Origin of the sequence: Leeia oryzae DSM 17879 (assembly GCF_000376945.1) — a bacterium.
In the GTDB taxonomy this organism is placed as follows: domain Bacteria; phylum Pseudomonadota; class Gammaproteobacteria; order Burkholderiales; family Leeiaceae; genus Leeia; species Leeia oryzae.
Genome location: NZ_AQXU01000023.1, coordinates 257269 through 275507, shown reverse-complemented (window position 1 = coordinate 275507; position 18239 = coordinate 257269). Strand labels below are relative to the sequence as shown.

Sequence of the window (18239 nt, the reverse complement as noted above, 5' to 3'; positions counted from 1 at the left end):
GGCCAGGTTTCTCCCGACCGAGACCGGCTACAGGCAGGACCGGAAACAACTTCCTCACAGGAGTCGAACATGAACGCATTTTTCTTCGGGATTTACCCGTATATCGCGCTGGCGATATTCTTTCTGGGCAGCCTGGTCCGCTTCGAGCGCGAACAGTACACCTGGAAAACCGACAGTTCCCAGTTGCTGCACCGTGGCAACCTGAGACTGGGTAGCAACCTGTTTCACATTGGTATCATTTCGTTGTTCTTTACCCATCTGGTTGGCTTGCTGACCCCGAAAGAGGTTTACCACGCCTTTGGTCTGACCACAGAAGCCAAGCAATTGATGGCGATTGTGGGCGGTACCTTGCTGGGTATCATGTGCTTCATCGGCATGCTGATTCTGATCCACCGCCGTTTGAGTAACGAGCGCATTGCCGCCGTGACCAAACCGATGGACAAGTTTCTGTATCTCTGGCTGTTTGCCACCCTGTGTCTGGGGCTGATCAGTATCGTGTTCTCGCTGGACCATCTGGATGGTCATGTGATGGTACTGCTGGGCATGTGGGCACAGAAAATCGTGACGCTGCAAGGTAGCGATGCCGCAGTGATCATCACCGGCGTACCAACCATCTACAAGATCCACATGTTCATGGGCATGACCTTGTTTGTCCTCTTCCCGTTCACCCGTCTGGTGCACGTGTGGAGCGGTTTTGGTGCAGTAACGTACCTGAGCCGTGCATGGCAACTGGTGCGTACTCGCTGATCTGATCATCAGATTTAATAAACTGATTTAAACGACTACCCCCTGAGTTTCAACCAGCAAGCATGATTGGTTGAAACTCAGGGGGTAGTCGCATGTTGAAATGTCAGTAAACCAAAGATCGCACCGGCTGGGGGTAACGGGCCGTCTGAATGGTCCGCAATGTTTAGTTAAAGACGGCTCCAATGTTTGCGCTCAATTCATTTACATGTCATGGTCTTTGTCATATGCTGAATCAGGCAGATCGTCTTATTAACAAGGGAAGCGCATCGCATCATGAATAAAACTACCATCGCTTTAACGGCTATCTTGATGAGTTCATTAATGACCCCAACACCCGTGTTAGCCGGGCCAGCGACTGATGCATTAACCACTTGCCTTGCAAATAACACAACAGGCAAGGACCGCAAGGATATGGCGAAGTGGGTTTTTATGGGGATTGCTGTTCACCCGGACATGCAGGGACTATCGACCATTACACCCGAAAATCGGGATTCAATGGATCGCTTGATGGGCAATCTGGTTACCAGGCTGATGACAGAAAACTGCAAGTCCCAAGTCAAATGGGCATTATCAAGTGAAGGAAATCCGTCGCTCAAGGCTGCTTTTGAATCGATTGGCAAGTTGGCCATGCAGGAGCTGATGACCAATCCTAAGGTATATGATTCTTTTAACAGCTATTCAAAATATCTGGACAATAATAAATTCAATGCTGCATTTTCATCCAACTAAATGCGAGTGACTATCGGTATCAGCCAGTTCACTATATGGGGACTTGGCTGATACGCGGTGCGAATTTGCTAATTCCTCCGTCCACGCGTCAGCCAAAGCACTCCCTACATTTCCGATGAGCACCTCCTGCCGGCGTTCTTGTCTTCTACTCCTTTTGAACTATACCCACTACTACCAAATTGCCGTATTTTGCCTCCCATTGGTGAATGTCGGGTTGGATGCGACTTCTTTAGACTGCTTATCAAGGGTTGGCACATTTTTCGCTAGTGTTTAACAGGCCTTGCAGACCCGGCTGACAAGAAAAAGTCGTCGTTTGTCTGCTAGATGACGCCAGAGCGATTGCACAACTTGCCACAATCTATAAAATCTATAGATAGATGGGAATGAGTTTTTTTATTGTTCTCCTGCGGGCAGACAAAATGTGCCCCATGCAGCAACGCCGCAGGCAGATGCCCGATCATGATTTTGTAAGGTTGTACCTTGTTGATCGACTAAACAATGAATAGCGATCAACCAGTACAGGCTTCACCCGTCTAATAGGCCATATGGCCGCAGGAGTTTTAGCATGCCCGTAGTCATTAACGGTTTTGAACTGACCGATGAAATGCTGGAGGCCGAATTGCCTCACCATCAGGAAACTGCCAATCCGGTTCAGATGGCAACCCAGGAACTGGTATTTCGCCGTTTGCTGCTGGACAAGGCAGACGAGCTGGGCATTGAAGGAGATTCTGAACAAGCGCGTATCGACGCAGTCTTGGCAAAAGAGATTCATATTCCGACAGCCGATACCGAAACCTGTAAACGCTATTTCGAGCAGCATGCCTCGTTTTTTACCGCGGGCGCCATTGCAGAAGCCAGCCATATCCTGTTCCAGGTAACGCCAAATCTGGATTTGCCGTCACTGCGTGCCAAGGCGCAAGAGGTGTTGCAGCTGGTCAAGGATGCCCCTGACCAGTTTGCCGAATTGGCCAAGACATTCTCCAATTGTCCGAGCGGTGCCGTAGGTGGCCAGCTGGGCCAATTGTCCAAAGGACAAACCGTACCGGAGTTTGAAACCGCCTTGTTCACCATGAAACCGGGCAGCATCTCAGACAAGCTGATTGAAACCCGTTTTGGCCTGCACATCATCCAGTTGCATCGTCGTGATGATGGCAAGCCGATTCCGTTTGAGCAGGTAGAGAACAAGATTCATGACTACCTGGAACAGCAATCGTATGCTCGTGGCCTGCACCAGTACCTGCAACGTCTGGTGGCGGCTGCAGATATTTCGGGCATCGAGCTGCAAGGCGCAGAGGCGGGCTCTCCGCTGGTGCAATAACGGCAGACCAGATCAAGGCAGGCCAGAAAATGGGTAATTCACTTCCTCACGCAAACGTACTGCAAGACCCGCACGGGCGCATTCTGGATTATTTGCGCCTGTCTGTGACGGATCGGTGCGATTTGCGCTGCTCATACTGCATTCCCAAAGGCTTCAAAGGGTTTGAAGAGCCGGAACACTGGCTGACCTTTGATGAAGTTGAACGGCTGGTGGCCGCTTTTGCCCGCCAGGGACTCAAGCGTGTCCGCCTAACGGGCGGGGAGCCACTGCTGCGACGGGATGTAACCAAACTGGCCAGCCGTCTGCATCAGCTACCCGGGATTACCGATTTATCGCTATCCACCAATGCAACGCAACTGGTACGGTTTGCAGAGCCGCTCGCAGCTGCGGGTGTCAGACGCATCAACGTGAGCCTGGATTCACTGGACAAAGGCTGTTTTGAGCATGTGGTTGGGCGCAATGTGTTTGATCAGGTTATGGACGGCCTGTTTGCTGCCAAAGCCGCGGGTATTTCCCCGATCAAGATCAATATGGTGGTCATGCGTGGCGTGAATGATCATGAAGTCATGCAGATGGCAGAGTTCTGTCTGGAACATGGCTTTATCCTCCGGTTTATTGAAGCCATGCCCATGGGTGAAACCGGGCAGAAGGCGTCTTATGTCCCGTTGCAGGAAATCCAGTCTAACCTGATCAGCACCTTTAGTTTGCAACCCACGGTAGCCGAGCTGGGCGGTGGCCCGGCCAGGTACTGGGAGACCGCAGACGGCAAAGGGCAGATCGGGTTTATCACGCCCATGTCACAGCATTTCTGTGCCACCTGCAACCGGGTGCGCATGAGCGTGGATGGCACGTTGTACCTGTGCCTGGGGCAGGAACACAAGTTTGAATTCCGTCCATTGCTGCGCGGCGGTGCAACCGATGATGATCTGGATGCCGCCATTCACGAGGCCATTGCCATTAAACCCGCGAAACATGATTTTCTGGAAGCACCCAAGAAAATACTGCGTTTTATGTCGCAAACCGGGGGATAGTCTGTACGGGCAGTCTCCACCGTTTGATTAGCAGGGAAAGTGGCATCATGGAAGATCTGGAACGCTTTGTTGAAGGGTTTCGCAATTTCCAGCAGCAGTATTTTGCAGAAGCCGGGTCGGTGTTTGAAACCCTGGCCAAAGGTCAGCAGCCTAAAACCCTGCTGATTGGTTGTTGTGATTCCCGCGTAGACCCAGCCTTGCTGACGCAATGTGCGCCGGGCGAAATGTTTGTGGTGCGCAATGTGGCCAATCTGGTGCCCGTGTGTGAAGTCGGTACCCATAACCAGGGTGTCTCAGCCGGTATCCAGTTTGCCGTGTGTGATCTGGAAGTAGAAAGAATTATCATTTTGGGCCATGCACATTGCGGTGGCATCCGTGCCTTGATGAATGGCCGTGGCAGCAACCCGAAGCCCGAAGACTACATTGGCCGCTGGATGAAGATTGCCGAGCCTGCCCGTCAAAAGGTCCTGACCGAGTTGCATGGCAAAAGCGAAGATATCCAGCGCAGGGCAGCAGAACTGGCCAGCATTCTGGTGTCGCTTGATAATCTGCTGACATTCCCCTGGATAAAAAGTCGTGTAGACGAGGGCAAATTAAGCCTGCATGGCTGGTATTTTGATATCGAACAAGGGGCGTTGCTGGCGTTTGACCCGGAAGCCCGGCGTTTTATGCCGCTTGTGTGTCCGCTAGGGCAGCCTTATTAACATGCCGGCGTTTGGTACCTATCGCTTTGATCCAGGCATCCTGCAAGGTGAATAACGCCAATAGCATTCTGCCAGGTGTATGATGCAGCTACATGAAAAGTAAAACTTACTGAATGGCCATAAGTACCCGCTTACTCACCAAACAAAAAATCACCACAAAAATTGTCGGTGTGCTGATTACCTTTTTGCTGTGCGCACTGGGGGCCATTGGCTATACCTTGCTGCTTTCGTGGCAACTGGAAGGCGGTGCCGGGGCGATCAATGATGCGGGTAGCCTGAGGATGCGTACCTACCGGCTCACCTTGTCGCTGAACCAGTATATGGATGGTCATCAAGAGGCTTTGCCTTCCATTCATCAGCAAGTCGACCAGATAGGCAAGACGTTTGATAACTTGCAGCAAGGGGACCCGACCCGACCGCTGCTGTTGCCCAAACAGGATGATATCCAGAGCGCATTTCTGGCCAGCCAGGACCGCTGGCAAAAAGTCATGTTACCTCAGGTGAATGCGATGGTTGCGGGCAGGAGCCCGGTAATCTGGAACAGTTATCTTAACCAGGTGGATGATTTTGTGAATCAGCTGGACCATCTGGTTTCGCTGATAGAGCAGGATAACTCAAGCAAAACCTTCTTTTTGCGTTCTTCCCAGATGTTCCTGATTGGTATGGCGCTCTTGGGAACCGTTGCGGTCATTTACCTGTTTTTCCTGATGATCATTCGCCCGGTGACCCGCCTGCAAAGCGGCATTTCCCGCATGGGGGCCAAAGACTTTACCGTGCGCTTGCCCGTCGAGTCCAAGGACGAGTTTGGTCAGCTGTCAGAAGGGTTTAACCAGATGGCGGACCGGCTGGAAGACCTGTATGGCACGCTGGAGAAACGGGTTCAGCAAAAGACCAGAGAGTTGGCAGAGCAAAACCGTGATGTCTCTTTACTGTATGAGATCACCGCCTTTTTGAGCAAACCGCAAAGTATCGAGGAACTGTGCCAGGGGTACCTGGACCGGTTGATGCAGTATTTTCATGCCGAAGGCGGTACGGTGCGCCTGTACGCCACCCAGCTAGAGTCTGCCCATATGGTGGTTCACCGGGGTATCTCCGAGCTACTGGCCGAGCAAGAGCACTGTATCAAGATTGATGACTGCCTGTGTGGCAAAGCCGTGCGTTCACAGCAAACCATGGTGCATCAGTTTGGCGAGACAGAAAAGTCAGGCAGCTTTGCCTGTGCGGAAGAGGGGTTTAACACCGTTTCCATGTTCCATATTCGTGCGGGCCAGCACCCGATCGGCCTCTTTAACCTGCACTTCAAGGAAGCCCACATTTTTACCCGCAAACAGCTGGTGTTGCTGGAGACGTTGGGCCAACATGCGGGTGCGGCTATCCAGAACATGCTGCTGGCCGCCAGCGAACGCGAGATGGCGGTCGCTGCGGAGCGCAATCTGGTTGCACAAGGCTTGCATGACAGTATCGCCCAAGGCTTAAGCTTTTTGAACCTGCAAGTGCAACTGCTGGAAGACTCGGTTGAACGTGAAAACCGGGAAGAAGTATCTGATACCCTCACCATGCTGAAAATGGGGGTACAAGAAAGCTATGATGATGTTCGTGAGCTGCTGACGAATTTCCGCGCCAGAATTGATGAAGGCGACTTCACCAAAACCCTGCAAACCACGCTGGACAAGTTCCGCCGGCAGACCGGTCTGAATGTGGCCTTGCAAATGACCGGGACGGGCGCACCATTGCAATCGGAACAGCAGTTGCAAGTGCTGTTTATCGTACAGGAAGCCTTGTCGAACATCCGCAAGCATGCCCACGCCAAGCAAGTGTCCATCCATCTGGATAATGGCCAGGATTTCAAGCTGAGCATTGCAGATGACGGTGACGGTTTTGACATGACCGAAGCATCCCGCAAAGAGGGGCACATTGGCTTGTCCATCATGCAGGAACGCGCCCAGCGCATACAGGCAGAGCTGTCGATTGACAGCCATCTTGGCCAGGGCACCAGACTGGATCTTTTTATTCACCGAAGTGTGAGATTTTCATCTTAACCGGATAACCCCATGACGTTAGAAGAGTCACAAACCGCTACGCCATTGATTCGCATTCTCCTTGTGGATGACCATACCCTGTTTCGGGCCGGTATCAAACTGGTCTTGCAGCGCCAGCCTGATTTTCAGGTCGTGGGTGAAGCTGCGGATGGCATTGAGGGTATCAAGCGTGCTCGCCAGTTGCAGCCGGATGTCGTGCTGCTGGATCTGAACATGCCCGGCATGTCCGGTCTGGAGGCGGTTCAGCTGATCCGTCAGGATTGCCCGGAAACCAAGGTGGTCTTGCTGACGGTGTCAGAAGACGCGGAAGACTTGTCTGCCGCGCTGCGAGGCGGGGCGCAAGGTTATCTGCTGAAAAACATTGATGCCGAGTTTCTGGCCATTTCCATCCGCCAGATTGCCAAAGGCAATGCGGTGATTGACCACAGCCTGACCAGTAAGCTGGTGGCGCAGTTTCAGCATGGCCAGCAGCCGGGGCCGGCGACAGTGTCTGAGCTGGACAAACTGACACCGAGAGAACGGGAAATCCTGTCTTTTCTGGCCAAGGGGGGGAGTAACAAGGAAATCGCCCGGGAGCTGGATCTGGCAGAAAGTACAGTCAAGATTCATGTCCAGAATATCCTGAAAAAACTCAACCTGAGCAGTCGTGTTCAGGCCGCGGTGTTTGCGGTAGAGCACGGCATGCCGAGTGACAGCGACAAGTCTGGCCAGCCGGATAACGCGTGATGAGCATGCCCAGGAACCCGTTGGCAGATTACCCTGTTCTGGGCATTGTGGGATGGTCTGGCAGCGGCAAAACGACGTTGCTGGAGGCGCTGTTGCCGCTATTGGGGCAGGCAGGGCTCAAGGTGAATGTCATCAAGCATAGTCATCATGACCTGACACTGGAACCCGCAGGTAAAGATAGCGCACGTTTCCGGACGGCAGGGGCTCAGGAAGTCATGGTGTGTTCTCCTTACCGCTGGGCCATTACCCATGAACTGCGAGGGCAGGAAGAGCCTACGCTGGCCGAGCAACTGGCGCGACTGGCGCCAGCTGACCTGATATTGGTCGAAGGGTTCAAGCATGATGCCCATCCCAAGCTGGAAGTCTGGCGCCCGGAAAACGAAAAGCCGATGCTGGCATCGGGTGATGCCAGCATTCTGGCCGTAGCGTCTAACATCAATCTGGCAGCACAACCCGGACTCAGCCAGACCTGGCTGGATCTGGACCAACCGCAAATCGTTGCAGACTGGATATTGAACTGGTTGCAGCAAAGAACTTCGCAAATAAAGTGACCCTTATCATGAACCAAGGCAAACCCGCAGAATTATTGAGCGTAGATGACGCACTGACCCAGTTGTTATCACTGGTAAAAACACCCACCCGTTCTGACACCGTGGATACCATGTATGCCGATGGCCGTGTACTGGCGCAAGACGTGTTATCCCCGATGAATGTGCCCGGGTTTGATAACAGTGCCATGGATGGCTATGCGATTGCGGTAGCGGCCGATCAGACCGCCCCGTTTACCTTGCCTGTCGTTCAGCGCATTGCTGCCGGTCAAACCGGTCAGCCGCTGCAGCCGGGGCAGGCTGCGCGGATTTTTACTGGTGCACCCGTGCCGGAAGGGACAACGGCGGTGGTCATGCAAGAAGACACTGTGACAGTTGAGGCGGGCATCGAGATTCAGCATACCCCCAAAACTGGCCAGCATATCCGCCGGGTGGGTGAAGACATTGCGACCGGGTCTGTGGTTGTGGCAGCGGGCACGCGCCTGACGCCGGTTGAACTGGCCCTGATTGCATCGGTTGGCATCCCCACGGTGCAGGTGTACCGCCCATTGCGTGTCGCAACCCTGTTTACCGGGGATGAACTCTCCATGCCGGGCGAACCTTTGCCGCCGGGCGGTATTTATAACTCTAACCGCTTTTCGATCACCGCGCTGTTACGCCGTCTGGGCTGTGTAGTGACGGATCTGGGCAACGTACCGGATAACCGGGAAGCGACCCTGGCGGCACTGAAAGAAGCCGCGGCAGAGCACGATGTGGTGATGACCAGCGGTGGTGTATCGGTCGGGGAAGAAGACCACGTCAAAGCAGCGGTAGAAACGCTAGGGTCTCTTGCCCTGTGGCGTATTGCCATGAAACCGGGCAAACCGCTGGCGTTTGGTCATATTGGGCAAACGGCGTTTGTCGGGTTGCCGGGCAACCCGGTTTCCAGTTATGTGACGCTGGCCATGCTGGTGCGTCCGTTCTTGCTGGCCAGCATGGGGTGCACGGATTACATGCCGCTGGTATTGAACGTACCGGCCGGTTTTGTCTGGAGCAAGGCAGACAAACGCCGCGAGTTTCTGCGCGGGCGTCTGAATGCCAGCGGGCAGGTAGAACTCTTCAAAAATCAGGGCTCTGGTGTCATGACCTCGCTTGCCTGGGCCGACGGGCTGGTGGACGTATTGCCGCATACCACGGTGGCGGCGGGTGATCTGGTTCGGTTCGTTCCATTATCCCAACTGATGTAATTCACACATGCAGCACTGTTACTAAAACCATAAAAACCGGAGAAAACCGATGGCCAGCAAACTGGATGTCAAAAGCGTATTGCGCAACATGCCGTTGTTCCAGCAATTAACCGACAGCCAACTGGATGAAATTCACCATGCAACGACGGAAATCCGGGCTGAGCGGGGTGATATGCTGTTCCAGAAGGGGGATTCGCCTTCCGGCATTCATCACGTCATTTTTGGTCAGGTCAAATTGGCATTTTCCAGCGAGCAGGGTGCCGAGAAGGTGCTGCAGATTTTTGGCCCGGGGCAGAGTTTTGGCGAGGCGGTGGTGTTTCTGGACCGGCCATATCCGGTATATGCTCAGGCGCTGGCAGATGTCCTGATCCTGCATGTCGATAAAAATGCCATTTTTGCGGCGCTGGCTCGGGACGTTGGTCTGGCGCGCAAAATGTTGGGCGGTTTGTCTTTGCGCTTGCATGAGCTGGTTCGGGATGTAGAGTCTTATAGTCTGAATTCAGCCATTCAGCGGGTAATTGGTTATCTGCTGAACAGCGACTTGCGCCAGACCGAAGACAACAAGGGGTATGTGGAGTTGCCAGCGTCCAAACATGTGATTGCATCACGCCTGAACCTGACACCGGAAACCCTGTCACGCATTTTCAACCAGTTATCGGCAGAAGAATTGATTCAGGTAGAAAACCGGACCATCCACTTGCTGGATATTGCCAGACTGCAGCAATACGCCTGACCGCTGTTTTTCTGTCTTGACAGGTATCAAGGTAGTTGGGGCGCCAGGCAGATACAGTATCACCATTGTTAACGGATAGTGGTGGTGAATATCATGGCTGGTTTAACCCAATGTTTGCAGGAAGATCATCAGCATTGTGATGCCGTGTTCGAGAAAGCTGAAGCTGCTGTGCAGGCTGGGGACTGGACCGCCTGTAATGATATATGGCCTGCTTTCAAAGCCCAGTTGCTGCGACATTTTGATGCTGAAGAGCAATCGCTGTTTCCTGCTTTTGAAGCAGCCACCGGCATGACAGCCGGCCCGACGTTTGTCATGCGGGAAGAACACCAGATCATGCGCACCCTGGTGGAAGAGCTGGACGATGCACTGGTTGAGCAGGATGAAGACATGTTCCTGGGCAATGCCGAGACGCTGCTGATGTACATGCAGCAGCATAATCTCAAGGAAGAAAAAATGCTGTACCCGTCTTGCGACCGGTTGATTACCGATGCAAAAGACAAGGTTGCCGCCAGGCTGGCAGAGATGCTGGGCCAATGAAGCCCGTCACCCTTTTTTGACCCGATACCCCCTACAAGCGAGTGCCAAATGAGCAAAGAACCCATCCGTCTGGACGTGTGCGGCCTGATGCCACCAGAGCCTTTCGAAAAAGCCATGCAGGCCCTGAACCTGCTGGAAAAAGGGCAGCAACTGTTTCTTAAAATCCATCGTCAGCCGCAGCCACTGTATGACATTTTACGAGACCATGGCTACAGCTACCGTGTTGAAACGCTGGAAGACGGCACCTTTGAAATCCGCATTCAGCATCGCCTTGGTGAATGATACCGTCTGCTGCGCTTGATGTAGAAAATTCCCCGCCGCTCGCACTGCCCATGCGGCTCTTCCTGCTGGGTACGCTGGCCGCCAATGTCGCGGTCGGCCTGCTGGCCTTTTCAACTTTGACCGGCATGTTGGCGGGTACATCCTGGGTCATACTCGCAACCCACTTCATGGCACTGGGCGCGTTGCTGCCGATCATGGTGGGTGCATTATTGCAGATGCAACCCGTGGTGGCCGGGGTACAAGTACCGTGCCGACCATGGTTCAAATGGTTTTTCCCGCCGCTGCTCTATGCAGGTTTGGTCAGTATGGGGCTGGCGTTTTCTGGGTATGCTCATGGTTTTCAGATTTGTGCGGCCGTATTGTCGATGGCTACATTGCCTACCAGCCTGTTGCTGGTCATCAGCGCTTTTGGCAGCAAGGTGAACGACGTGACAACACGGGGTATGCAAGGCGCACTCTGCATGATCCTGATTGCCATCGTACTGGGGGTTGGCATGCTGCTGGCGTTTGATGGTATCCCGTGGGTAGACGTCATGTCTGCGCTGCCAAGGCATGTCCGGTTTGCAACCATCGGCTGGATGGCATTGCTGGTGATGACCACCGCGCAGAATGTGGTACCGATGTTTCAGCTGACACCTGCATATCCCGCACGCCTTAAAACGTGGCTAACCCCGTGGGTGGTAGCGTGGTGTCTGGCCGGGTTTGTCCCGGCACTGCAATCGCTGGCCAACATGGCATTAGCTGTTACGCTGGCGTGCTTTGCCGCGTTGACCTTGTTCCTGCAGCAGAAAAGCAAACGCCCGCAGGATGCAACAGTCCGGTTCTGGAAACTGGGTATGTGGGCGTTAGGCAGCGTGAGTGTGCTGTGGCTGGTGCAAGTGCTGCTGACGATTAGCCAGCCATGGGATCATTACGTTTTGCTGGGTGCGTTATTTTTTGCCGGTTGTGTTCAGAGCGTGATTATCAGCATGCTCTACAAGATTGTGGCGTTTCTGGTCTGGTGGCATTTGCAAAAGATTGCCGGCCCCAAACTCACCCGGCAAGTACCCAATATGCGTCAGGTGTTTGCCAGCAGTGCCATGAGCATGCACTTCCGCTGGCATCTGGCGGCGATTGCGGGTCTGATGCTGAGTGTCATTGTCTCACCATGGTGGCCTGTGCTGGCGATGCTGGCATTACTGCCACTGATTGTGGCCAACCTGATCTGGGCGAGAAACCTGCTGAAGGCCTGGCAGTTATTCAAGCAGACAGAACAAACGCTGCGTCAACTGATGGCTACCTGACCGGGCTGCCCATCTTCTCCGCATCCCAATTAATCCATGGCCGCATGAACATCACTGGGTGGTGCTTTTTTGGCTGGTGCGCGCAAGAGCAAGATCAAGGGCGTTGCCGTCATCGTGATCCACATCATCAGTCTGAAGTCTTGCAGGTAGGCCAGCGTGGCGGCCTGGCGGGTGACCTCGTTATTCATGGCTGATAGCCCTTGAGGGGTGCTCAGGTTATAGGCGCCAGCCTCTGTGGCTTGCCGCAATGCCAAGCTGAACGGATTGATGTAGTCGGCAAAAGCGGCGTGGTTGGCCTGCGTATGCTGCGCAAGGTAGGTAATGACCACCGAAATACCAATGCTGCTGCCAATATTCCGCATCAAACTGAACAGGGCTGTGCCTTCGTTGCGGTAACGGGCAGCCAGTGTCGAAAACGTCATGGTTGAAAGGGGCACAAAGATGAAACCGAGACCCAAACCCTGAATTACCCCGCTACGCACAATATCCCAGCCATCGACATCAGTGTTGAACAGGGTCATATCCCAAAGAGACAGGCAGGTCAGTACCAGACCAAGCAGGATCTGGTAGCGGGCATCTACCTTGCCGGACAGCTTGCCGACAATCATCATCGCAACCATGGTACCCACACCGCGCGGGGCCAGCAGATAACCGACATCAATGACCGGATATCCCATCAGGTTCTGCATGAAAGGGGGCAGCAGGGCCATGGTAGCGAGCAGGATAACCCCGATGATGAAGATAAAGATCAACCCGACACTGAAGTTACGGTCTTTGAACAGACCGGGTTCGATAAAAGGGTGTTCATGGGTAAACATATGGGCAATGAACAGATACATCGCCAAGCCGGCAATCATTGCTTCTGCCACCACTTCGGTGCTGGAAAACCAGTCTAGCGATTCGCCACGGTCTAGCATCATCTGTAGCGCACCAATGCCAAGGCTGAGCAAGGCAAAACCCAGCAAGTCAAACCGGCGATGCTTGTCGATAGGGGTTTCGTGCACAAACGCGGCCAGGCCGAACCAGGTCAACAAACCAAATGGCAAGTTGATATAGAACACCCAGCGCCAGTTATAGTATTCGGTTAACCAGCCACCCAGAGAGGGGCCCAGAATCGGCCCGACCATGACGCCAACGCCCCACATGGCCATGGCAGAACCATGACGCTCGCGCGGGTAGGTGTCCAGCAGCACGGCTTGCGACAAGGGGACTAGGCTGGCGCCAAACACGCCTTGCAGCAAACGGAAAATCACGATCTGGGACAGGGTTTGCGCCGCGCCACACAGCATGGAGGTCACGGTAAAGCCGAGTACCGCCCACATGAATACCCGCTTGCGCCCCAGTCTGGCCGTCAGAAAGCCGGTGAGCGGCATGAAGATGGCTGCCGCTACGATATAGGAGGTCAGCACCCAGGAAATCTGGTCTTGTGTTGCACCCATGGTGCCTTGCATGTGCGGCAAGGCCACGTTGGCGATGGTGGTATCCAGCGCCTGCATGATGGTAGCCAGCATTACCGACAGGGTAACCAACCCGCGATGGGTGTTATCAGATGGGGTTGCGCTTGTAGCGGATGACATCAGGGCTTGCTCACAACGACATGCCAAACAAGCGACGATGGTGTCCGGTATTGATTTCTACAATGGCACTCAAGCCGGCACGCAGTTGCGGTGCATTGGCATTGTTTTCCAGCCGGATTCTGACCGGTACGCGCTGGGCAATCTTGACCCAGTTGCCGGTTGCATTTTGGGCTGGAATAACCGAAAACTCTGCCCCCGTGGCGGGGCTCAGACTATCTACCACACCTTTCCACTCGATATCCGGGTAGGTATCGACCCGGACAGAAACTGGCTGGCCTTCATGGACATAGGTCAGGTCGGTTTCCGGAAAGTTGGCTTCTACCCACAGGTTACCGCTCACTACCAGCGTCATGGCCAGATTGCCTGCCGTGATGTATTGGCCAGGTTTGGGCGGTTTGCTGACAATGCCGGGCAGGGAGGCTCTGACCTCTATCCGGGCAAGATCCAGCTTGGCCTGGGCTAGCTCAGCCTGCGCAGCCAGATAGCTAGGGTGTCGCTCGATGGGGGCGTCCACGCTACCGCCTAGCGTTTCTGCAATGCGCTTCAGGTCTTGTTCCAGTGCATTGGCCTGCTGACCAGCAATATCCGTTGTCTGTTTGGCATCATCAAACTTGGAGGCTGATACAAAATTCTTCGCTACCAGATCTGCCTGACGTTGCTGGTCTTTCATGGCAAAGGCACGTTTGGTTTGTGCCAGGGCAATTTCTGCCTGTTTCTCGCGGTAGCTGGCCTTCACAGAGGCAAGGTCGGTACGCACCTGGGCCAGTTTGGCTTCTGCTTTGGCGACTGCCATTTCAAAAGGTGCAGGGTCCAGGCGGAACAATGGCTGCCCTGCCTTGACCGGCTGGTTTTCCCTGACCAGTACTTCCTTGATGATGCCGGTGACTTCGGTACTGACAGGAACTTTGTCTGCCTTGATATAAGCGTTATCCGTTTCTACCATCCGGCCGCCTTTCAGGTAGACAATACCGACGATCAGAATGGCAACCAAAGGAATCAGTACCAGCAGGATAAACCGGGTCATTTGCCGGTTGGGTACATGCGGGACGGCCGGGTTTGCATTTGGGCTGGCGGGTGCGGTATCGGTCATGAAATTAATCGCTCTTGATGAAGAGAACTGTACGGGAAAGAACAGTATGGTTTAGCGCAAACAGAGGTTATCGCGCATTTTTTTGAGTGACTGCATCAGAATCTCTGCCTCTGCTTCGTCAAGGTCTTTCAGCGCATCCATGCGGATAGCCGCTGCAACCTGTTCGATGGCCGTCAAATGCGGGGAGGCTGCCGGCAACAAAAACAGATGGTATGCCCTGCGATCTGCAGGGTCTGGCCGACGTTCTACCAAACCATCATTGGCCAGCTGGTCGATCAGCCTTGCCAGGGTAATGGGTTGTACTTCCAGCATGTCTGCCAGATCCACCTGTCTGATGCCTTCATGGCGGGATACATAGACCAGCGCCCGGGCTTGCGCCAGGGTCAGAGAGCTGCCTTCCAGCCGCTGCTGAAAGGCTCGGCGCATCAAACGGGAGACATCTGCCAGCAAAAATCCTAGACTGTCTTGTCGCACTTGTGTGTAGACCAATAGATAGTAAGTAATGCTTATTATATGTGAAGCATGCAATTGCTTCAAGCAACCTGGGTTGGCATGATCCTAAAAGGGCAGGCTTGGCAAGCTGTGAATGCTGCCTGCACAGACTTGCCCTCCGTAAAAAAAGCGTGCTGAACCGTAAAGACTGGGATGAAGTCAATATGAAGCTAGCGGTTTTTCTCTGCGTGCTGCTGGTGGGGCTGGTGACCCAGGCAGCACCTACCAAAGAAGATCTGGTCTTGGCATTGGCAAACACCAGTGATGCAGCGCTTTGTTATGTGAATCTGGTCAAGCCGCAATGGCACGACATCATTGAACCGGAAATCTTAAAGCGAGGCGTGCGTTGCAATATGGACAAGCTGGCAGAGGGCGGACTGGAAGCGTTATGGGTTTGGCGGGGGCGTCAGCAAGAAAAGGAGAGGGCAGCAATGGCGGCATTCTTGCAGAAACTCAGGGAAAATGCGGCCAAAAGCCAGCAACCTGCGTGGTGAATATAACTTGCGGATAATCAGGCGACATCCGCAAATTGTTTGTAGATTTGCAGGAACTCTGCTTCTCTGGCCAGAAAGGCATCTACCACGGCGGGGTCAAAATGACTGCCGCCATTCTCGATGATGAATTCGCGCACTTTTTCGGGTGGAAACCCTTTTTTGTAAACCCGTTCGCTAATCAGCGCATCATACACATCGGCCAGGGCCATCAGCCGCCCCGCCAAGGGAATATCTTCCCCTTTTAGCTTTTGCGGGTAGCCATTGCCATCCCAACGCTCGTGATGGCAAAGCGTCATGTCCCGGGCGTAGTTCAGAAAACTCTGTTTATCCGGGTTGCCTGACCCGTTCATGACCTTGGCAAGGGATTCTGCGCCAATTTGCGTATGTGTCTGCATGATCGCGTATTCTTCTGGTGTCAGTTTGCCCGGCTTCTGCAAAATACTGTCCGGAATGCCGATCTTGCCGATATCGTGCAAAGGGGCAGATTTACCCAGTAACAGGATATCGAACTCTGTCAGATGTGCGTACTTGGGCGTGCTGGCTAATTGTCTGGCCAGGGTCTCCACATAACGCTGGGTGCGATGAATATGCCCGCCGGTTTCTTTATCTCTTGCCTCTGCCATGACGGACATACTGACAATGATCTCATCTTGCGCTGCCGCCAGTTCTTTGGTGCGAACCCTGACTTTGTGGGCCTCTATTTCGTATTTCCAGAGGCTTAGGACAGCGGTAATGACAATAAATGCCATCATGGGCATCAGCGGAGAAAGGTAAACCCCTTCCTTGATGAGTAGCAGATGACTGACAGCGTAAAAACCGGTCGTGCCTAGCAATACGGTCAATACCGACATGACAAACCCGGCGCGACTCAGTAGCCAGGTGCAGAACAAACCGGCGGCCAAGACCAGAAACAGTTCCACCCCTTTGCTCCAGTCAGGGCGGCTGATAAAGGTATTGGACAAGATGTTGTCTACCACCATGGCATGAATGACCAGACCGTTCACCAGTTTGCCGGAAGGTGTCAGGTGCATGTCATTGAGCCCGCTGGCCCAACTGCCGATAAACACGATTTTGTCTTGCAGTGCGCCTGGCGCCAGCCCGCCTTTCAGGATGGTCGCTGCCGGGTAGTACGGGTAGGTGTCGGTACGGTAATCGAGCATCATGTTGCCGCGTGCATCCAGCGGGATATGGCGGTGATCCCACTGCAGCACAATACCGTTTGCATCCTTTGTCAGCTTGAGTTTGCGCTCTGTCGATGCAGACAGCAGGGTAGCAAGTGCAAGGGAGGGGTGAATCTGGCCTTCGGCCGAAAGCAGGACGGGGACACGCCTTAGCGTGCCGTCATTATCCAGCAGCGCGTTGGTAAACCCTTCTGCATACGCTGCATGGGTGAGTACGGGCAGGCTGCGTACAACCCCTTTGGGTGGCGGGACCGACAAGGATATCCCTTGCGACCGGATTAGCACCGTACCTGTCGGAATGGCAGGTGGCTGCTGCTGCCGGTTGGGGGCAGAGAGCCTTTCGTAATCAAGAAAATATCCCAGCACCGTATGGGTATCATGCAAGGCACTGGCCAATTGCTGCGAGTTGCTGTCCTGATCAATTGGTCCGGCAGGGTTAACGACACCTTGCAAATCCCGCTGACGTTCCATCTGGATGACTTCTGGCGAGCTGCGGTCTGGTTCTGGCATCAAAAAATCCAGTGCAACAGATTTTGCGCCCAATCGCTTCAACTGGGTCAGCAGCAATGCAATCCGGTAGCGGGGCCAAGGCCACTGACCCAGTTCGGCAAGGCTTTCTTCATCAATGCCGACCAGCACTGGCGTCGCGGACTGGGGTGGCCGCACGCGGCCACTGACCAGTTGATCATACAATTTCTGATCGGCGGTCTGGATGATGTCCGGCTGGGTAACGGACAAAACTGCCAGAATCAGCGTCAGGAAGAGCCCTATCGCGTACAGCGCAGCTTTGTGTTCCAGCAGCCGTTCCATCCACGAGGAGGGGGGCGTATCTTCACCTGTCTGGCGCATGGGCTCACCTGCCGTTAATGAATGATGACAACCACCCGCCGGTTACGCGGCTCGGCGACACCCTCTGGGGTCGGGTAGGCCGGGTTGCCCTTGCCGTGCGAACTGACTGTAATCAGGTCAGGATTCAGCCCTTGCTCTACCAGCAGTTTTTTGACCTGCTCGGCCCGGTCACGCGCCAGTTGATCATTTAGCTGGTCAGAGCCTGTTGCATCCGTGTGACCGCTGACACTGACACTGATGGCGCCACGTTGCTGACAGGACTGGATGATGGCGGCAATCTTTTCGCTGGATTCAGCCGTCAGGTCGGTTGTACCGGTTTCAAAAAACAGCGTGAAGGTTTCTGCCGGTGGCGGTTCGATGGCCAGTACTTCGCCGAATGTTTTCTGGATATCGGCCGGTTTCGCTGTTGTGACAGATGAGGGTGAGAAATTTTTGCTGATGACCGAGGTGGTATCGCCTTCCTTGTCGAGCGTCTGTTTGCCTTTGGTGGTGCTGACTTCTGCCTTGCCTACATGCCCGTCGCGGTCTGGCATCAGGATAACCGCCTGCTTGGCACAGCCACTCAGCATCATCAGAAACAACCACAACAAGGCCAAGCCAAGCACTGTGGCACCGGATAATCTTGACGGCGGGGTGGAGATAAAGCGATTCAT

Annotated in this window: 19 protein-coding genes; 14 read left to right on the top strand and 5 right to left on the bottom strand. The window is 54.1% G+C overall.

All coding sequences use genetic code 11. The features are described 5' to 3' along the window. The first annotated feature begins 69 nt into the window (after positions 1-69). From narI to F552_RS0111220, 13 genes are all read left to right on the top strand, one after another. Positions 70-747: a respiratory nitrate reductase subunit gamma gene (gene narI, locus F552_RS0111280; RefSeq protein WP_018151850.1), complete on the top strand. Its 678-nt coding sequence runs from the start codon at positions 70-72 to the stop codon at positions 745-747. 273 nt (positions 748-1020) lie between these two features. Then, a complete protein-coding gene (locus tag F552_RS0111275; RefSeq protein WP_033375376.1) occupies positions 1021-1476 on the top strand; it encodes a hypothetical protein in 456 nt (151 codons plus the stop codon). A 565-nt stretch (positions 1477-2041) separates the two neighbouring features. Beyond that, complete coding sequence (locus F552_RS0111270; protein WP_018151848.1) at positions 2042-2794, top strand: peptidylprolyl isomerase; 753 nt, start codon at positions 2042-2044, stop codon at positions 2792-2794. Positions 2795-2823: 29 nt separating this feature from the next. Continuing rightward, positions 2824-3825 carry a GTP 3',8-cyclase MoaA gene (gene moaA / locus F552_RS0111265; RefSeq protein WP_018151847.1) on the top strand — a complete coding sequence of 334 codons (1002 nt, stop codon included), beginning with the start codon at positions 2824-2826 and terminating at the stop codon, positions 3823-3825. 47 nt (positions 3826-3872) lie between these two features. Further along, the gene (locus F552_RS0111260; protein WP_018151846.1) at positions 3873-4529 is read left to right on the top strand and encodes a carbonic anhydrase; all 657 of its coding nucleotides are present in this window, start codon (positions 3873-3875) and stop codon (positions 4527-4529) included. 113 nt (positions 4530-4642) lie between these two features. Then, positions 4643-6568 (top strand): type IV pili methyl-accepting chemotaxis transducer N-terminal domain-containing protein, encoded by a 1926-nt coding sequence (locus F552_RS0111255; protein WP_018151845.1) that lies wholly within the window; start codon positions 4643-4645, stop codon positions 6566-6568. A 12-nt stretch (positions 6569-6580) separates the two neighbouring features. Then, positions 6581-7294, top strand: a complete 714-nt coding sequence (locus F552_RS0111250) for a response regulator (RefSeq protein WP_018151844.1) — start codon at positions 6581-6583, stop codon at positions 7292-7294. Further along, entirely contained in the window at positions 7294-7845 is a 552-nt protein-coding gene (gene mobB, locus F552_RS0111245; protein ID WP_018151843.1) for a molybdopterin-guanine dinucleotide biosynthesis protein B, read from the top strand. Before F552_RS0111250 ends, mobB begins: the two co-directional genes overlap by 1 nt. An 8-nt stretch (positions 7846-7853) precedes the next feature. Continuing rightward, complete coding sequence (locus F552_RS0111240; RefSeq protein ID WP_018151842.1) at positions 7854-9068, top strand: molybdopterin molybdotransferase MoeA; 1215 nt, start codon at positions 7854-7856, stop codon at positions 9066-9068. 49 nt (positions 9069-9117) lie between these two features. Continuing rightward, on the top strand, positions 9118-9801 hold the full coding sequence (locus tag F552_RS0111235) for a Crp/Fnr family transcriptional regulator (protein WP_018151841.1): 684 nt from the start codon (positions 9118-9120) through the stop codon (positions 9799-9801). 93 nt (positions 9802-9894) lie between these two features. Further along, positions 9895-10338 (top strand): hemerythrin domain-containing protein, encoded by a 444-nt coding sequence (locus F552_RS0111230; RefSeq protein WP_033375371.1) that lies wholly within the window; start codon positions 9895-9897, stop codon positions 10336-10338. A gap of 48 nt (positions 10339-10386) precedes the next feature. After that, entirely contained in the window at positions 10387-10620 is a 234-nt protein-coding gene (locus tag F552_RS0111225; RefSeq protein WP_018151839.1) for a DUF2249 domain-containing protein, read from the top strand. A gap of 50 nt (positions 10621-10670) precedes the next feature. Further along, a complete protein-coding gene (locus F552_RS0111220) occupies positions 10671-11903 on the top strand; it encodes a hypothetical protein (RefSeq protein WP_156802294.1) in 1233 nt (410 codons plus the stop codon). Positions 11904-11932: 29 nt separating this feature from the next. On the opposite strand, the gene F552_RS0111215 is transcribed toward F552_RS0111220, so the two are convergent. Genes F552_RS0111215 through F552_RS0111205 form a run of 3 tightly spaced genes read right to left on the bottom strand, consistent with a single transcriptional unit; the run spans position 11933 to position 15044 of the window. Beyond that, on the bottom strand, positions 11933-13480 hold the full coding sequence (locus F552_RS0111215; RefSeq protein ID WP_026182636.1) for a DHA2 family efflux MFS transporter permease subunit: 1548 nt from the start codon (positions 13478-13480) through the stop codon (positions 11933-11935). Between the two features lie 10 nt (positions 13481-13490). Further along, positions 13491-14570: an HlyD family secretion protein gene (locus tag F552_RS0111210; protein WP_018151836.1), complete on the bottom strand. Its 1080-nt coding sequence runs from the start codon at positions 14568-14570 to the stop codon at positions 13491-13493. A 51-nt stretch (positions 14571-14621) separates the two neighbouring features. Next, the gene (locus tag F552_RS0111205) at positions 14622-15044 is read right to left on the bottom strand and encodes a MarR family winged helix-turn-helix transcriptional regulator (RefSeq protein WP_033375368.1); all 423 of its coding nucleotides are present in this window, start codon (positions 15042-15044) and stop codon (positions 14622-14624) included. 182 nt (positions 15045-15226) lie between these two features. Between F552_RS0111205 and F552_RS0111200 the strand changes: the two genes are divergently transcribed. Beyond that, positions 15227-15556 (top strand): hypothetical protein, encoded by a 330-nt coding sequence (locus F552_RS0111200; RefSeq protein ID WP_156802293.1) that lies wholly within the window; start codon positions 15227-15229, stop codon positions 15554-15556. Positions 15557-15573: 17 nt separating this feature from the next. On the opposite strand, the gene F552_RS0111195 is transcribed toward F552_RS0111200, so the two are convergent. Further along, positions 15574-17586: a CHASE2 domain-containing protein gene (locus F552_RS0111195; RefSeq protein ID WP_156802292.1), complete on the bottom strand. Its 2013-nt coding sequence runs from the start codon at positions 17584-17586 to the stop codon at positions 15574-15576. A gap of 14 nt (positions 17587-17600) precedes the next feature. Further along, positions 17601-18239 carry an OmpA family protein gene (locus tag F552_RS0111190; protein ID WP_018151832.1) on the bottom strand — a complete coding sequence of 213 codons (639 nt, stop codon included), beginning with the start codon at positions 18237-18239 and terminating at the stop codon, positions 17601-17603.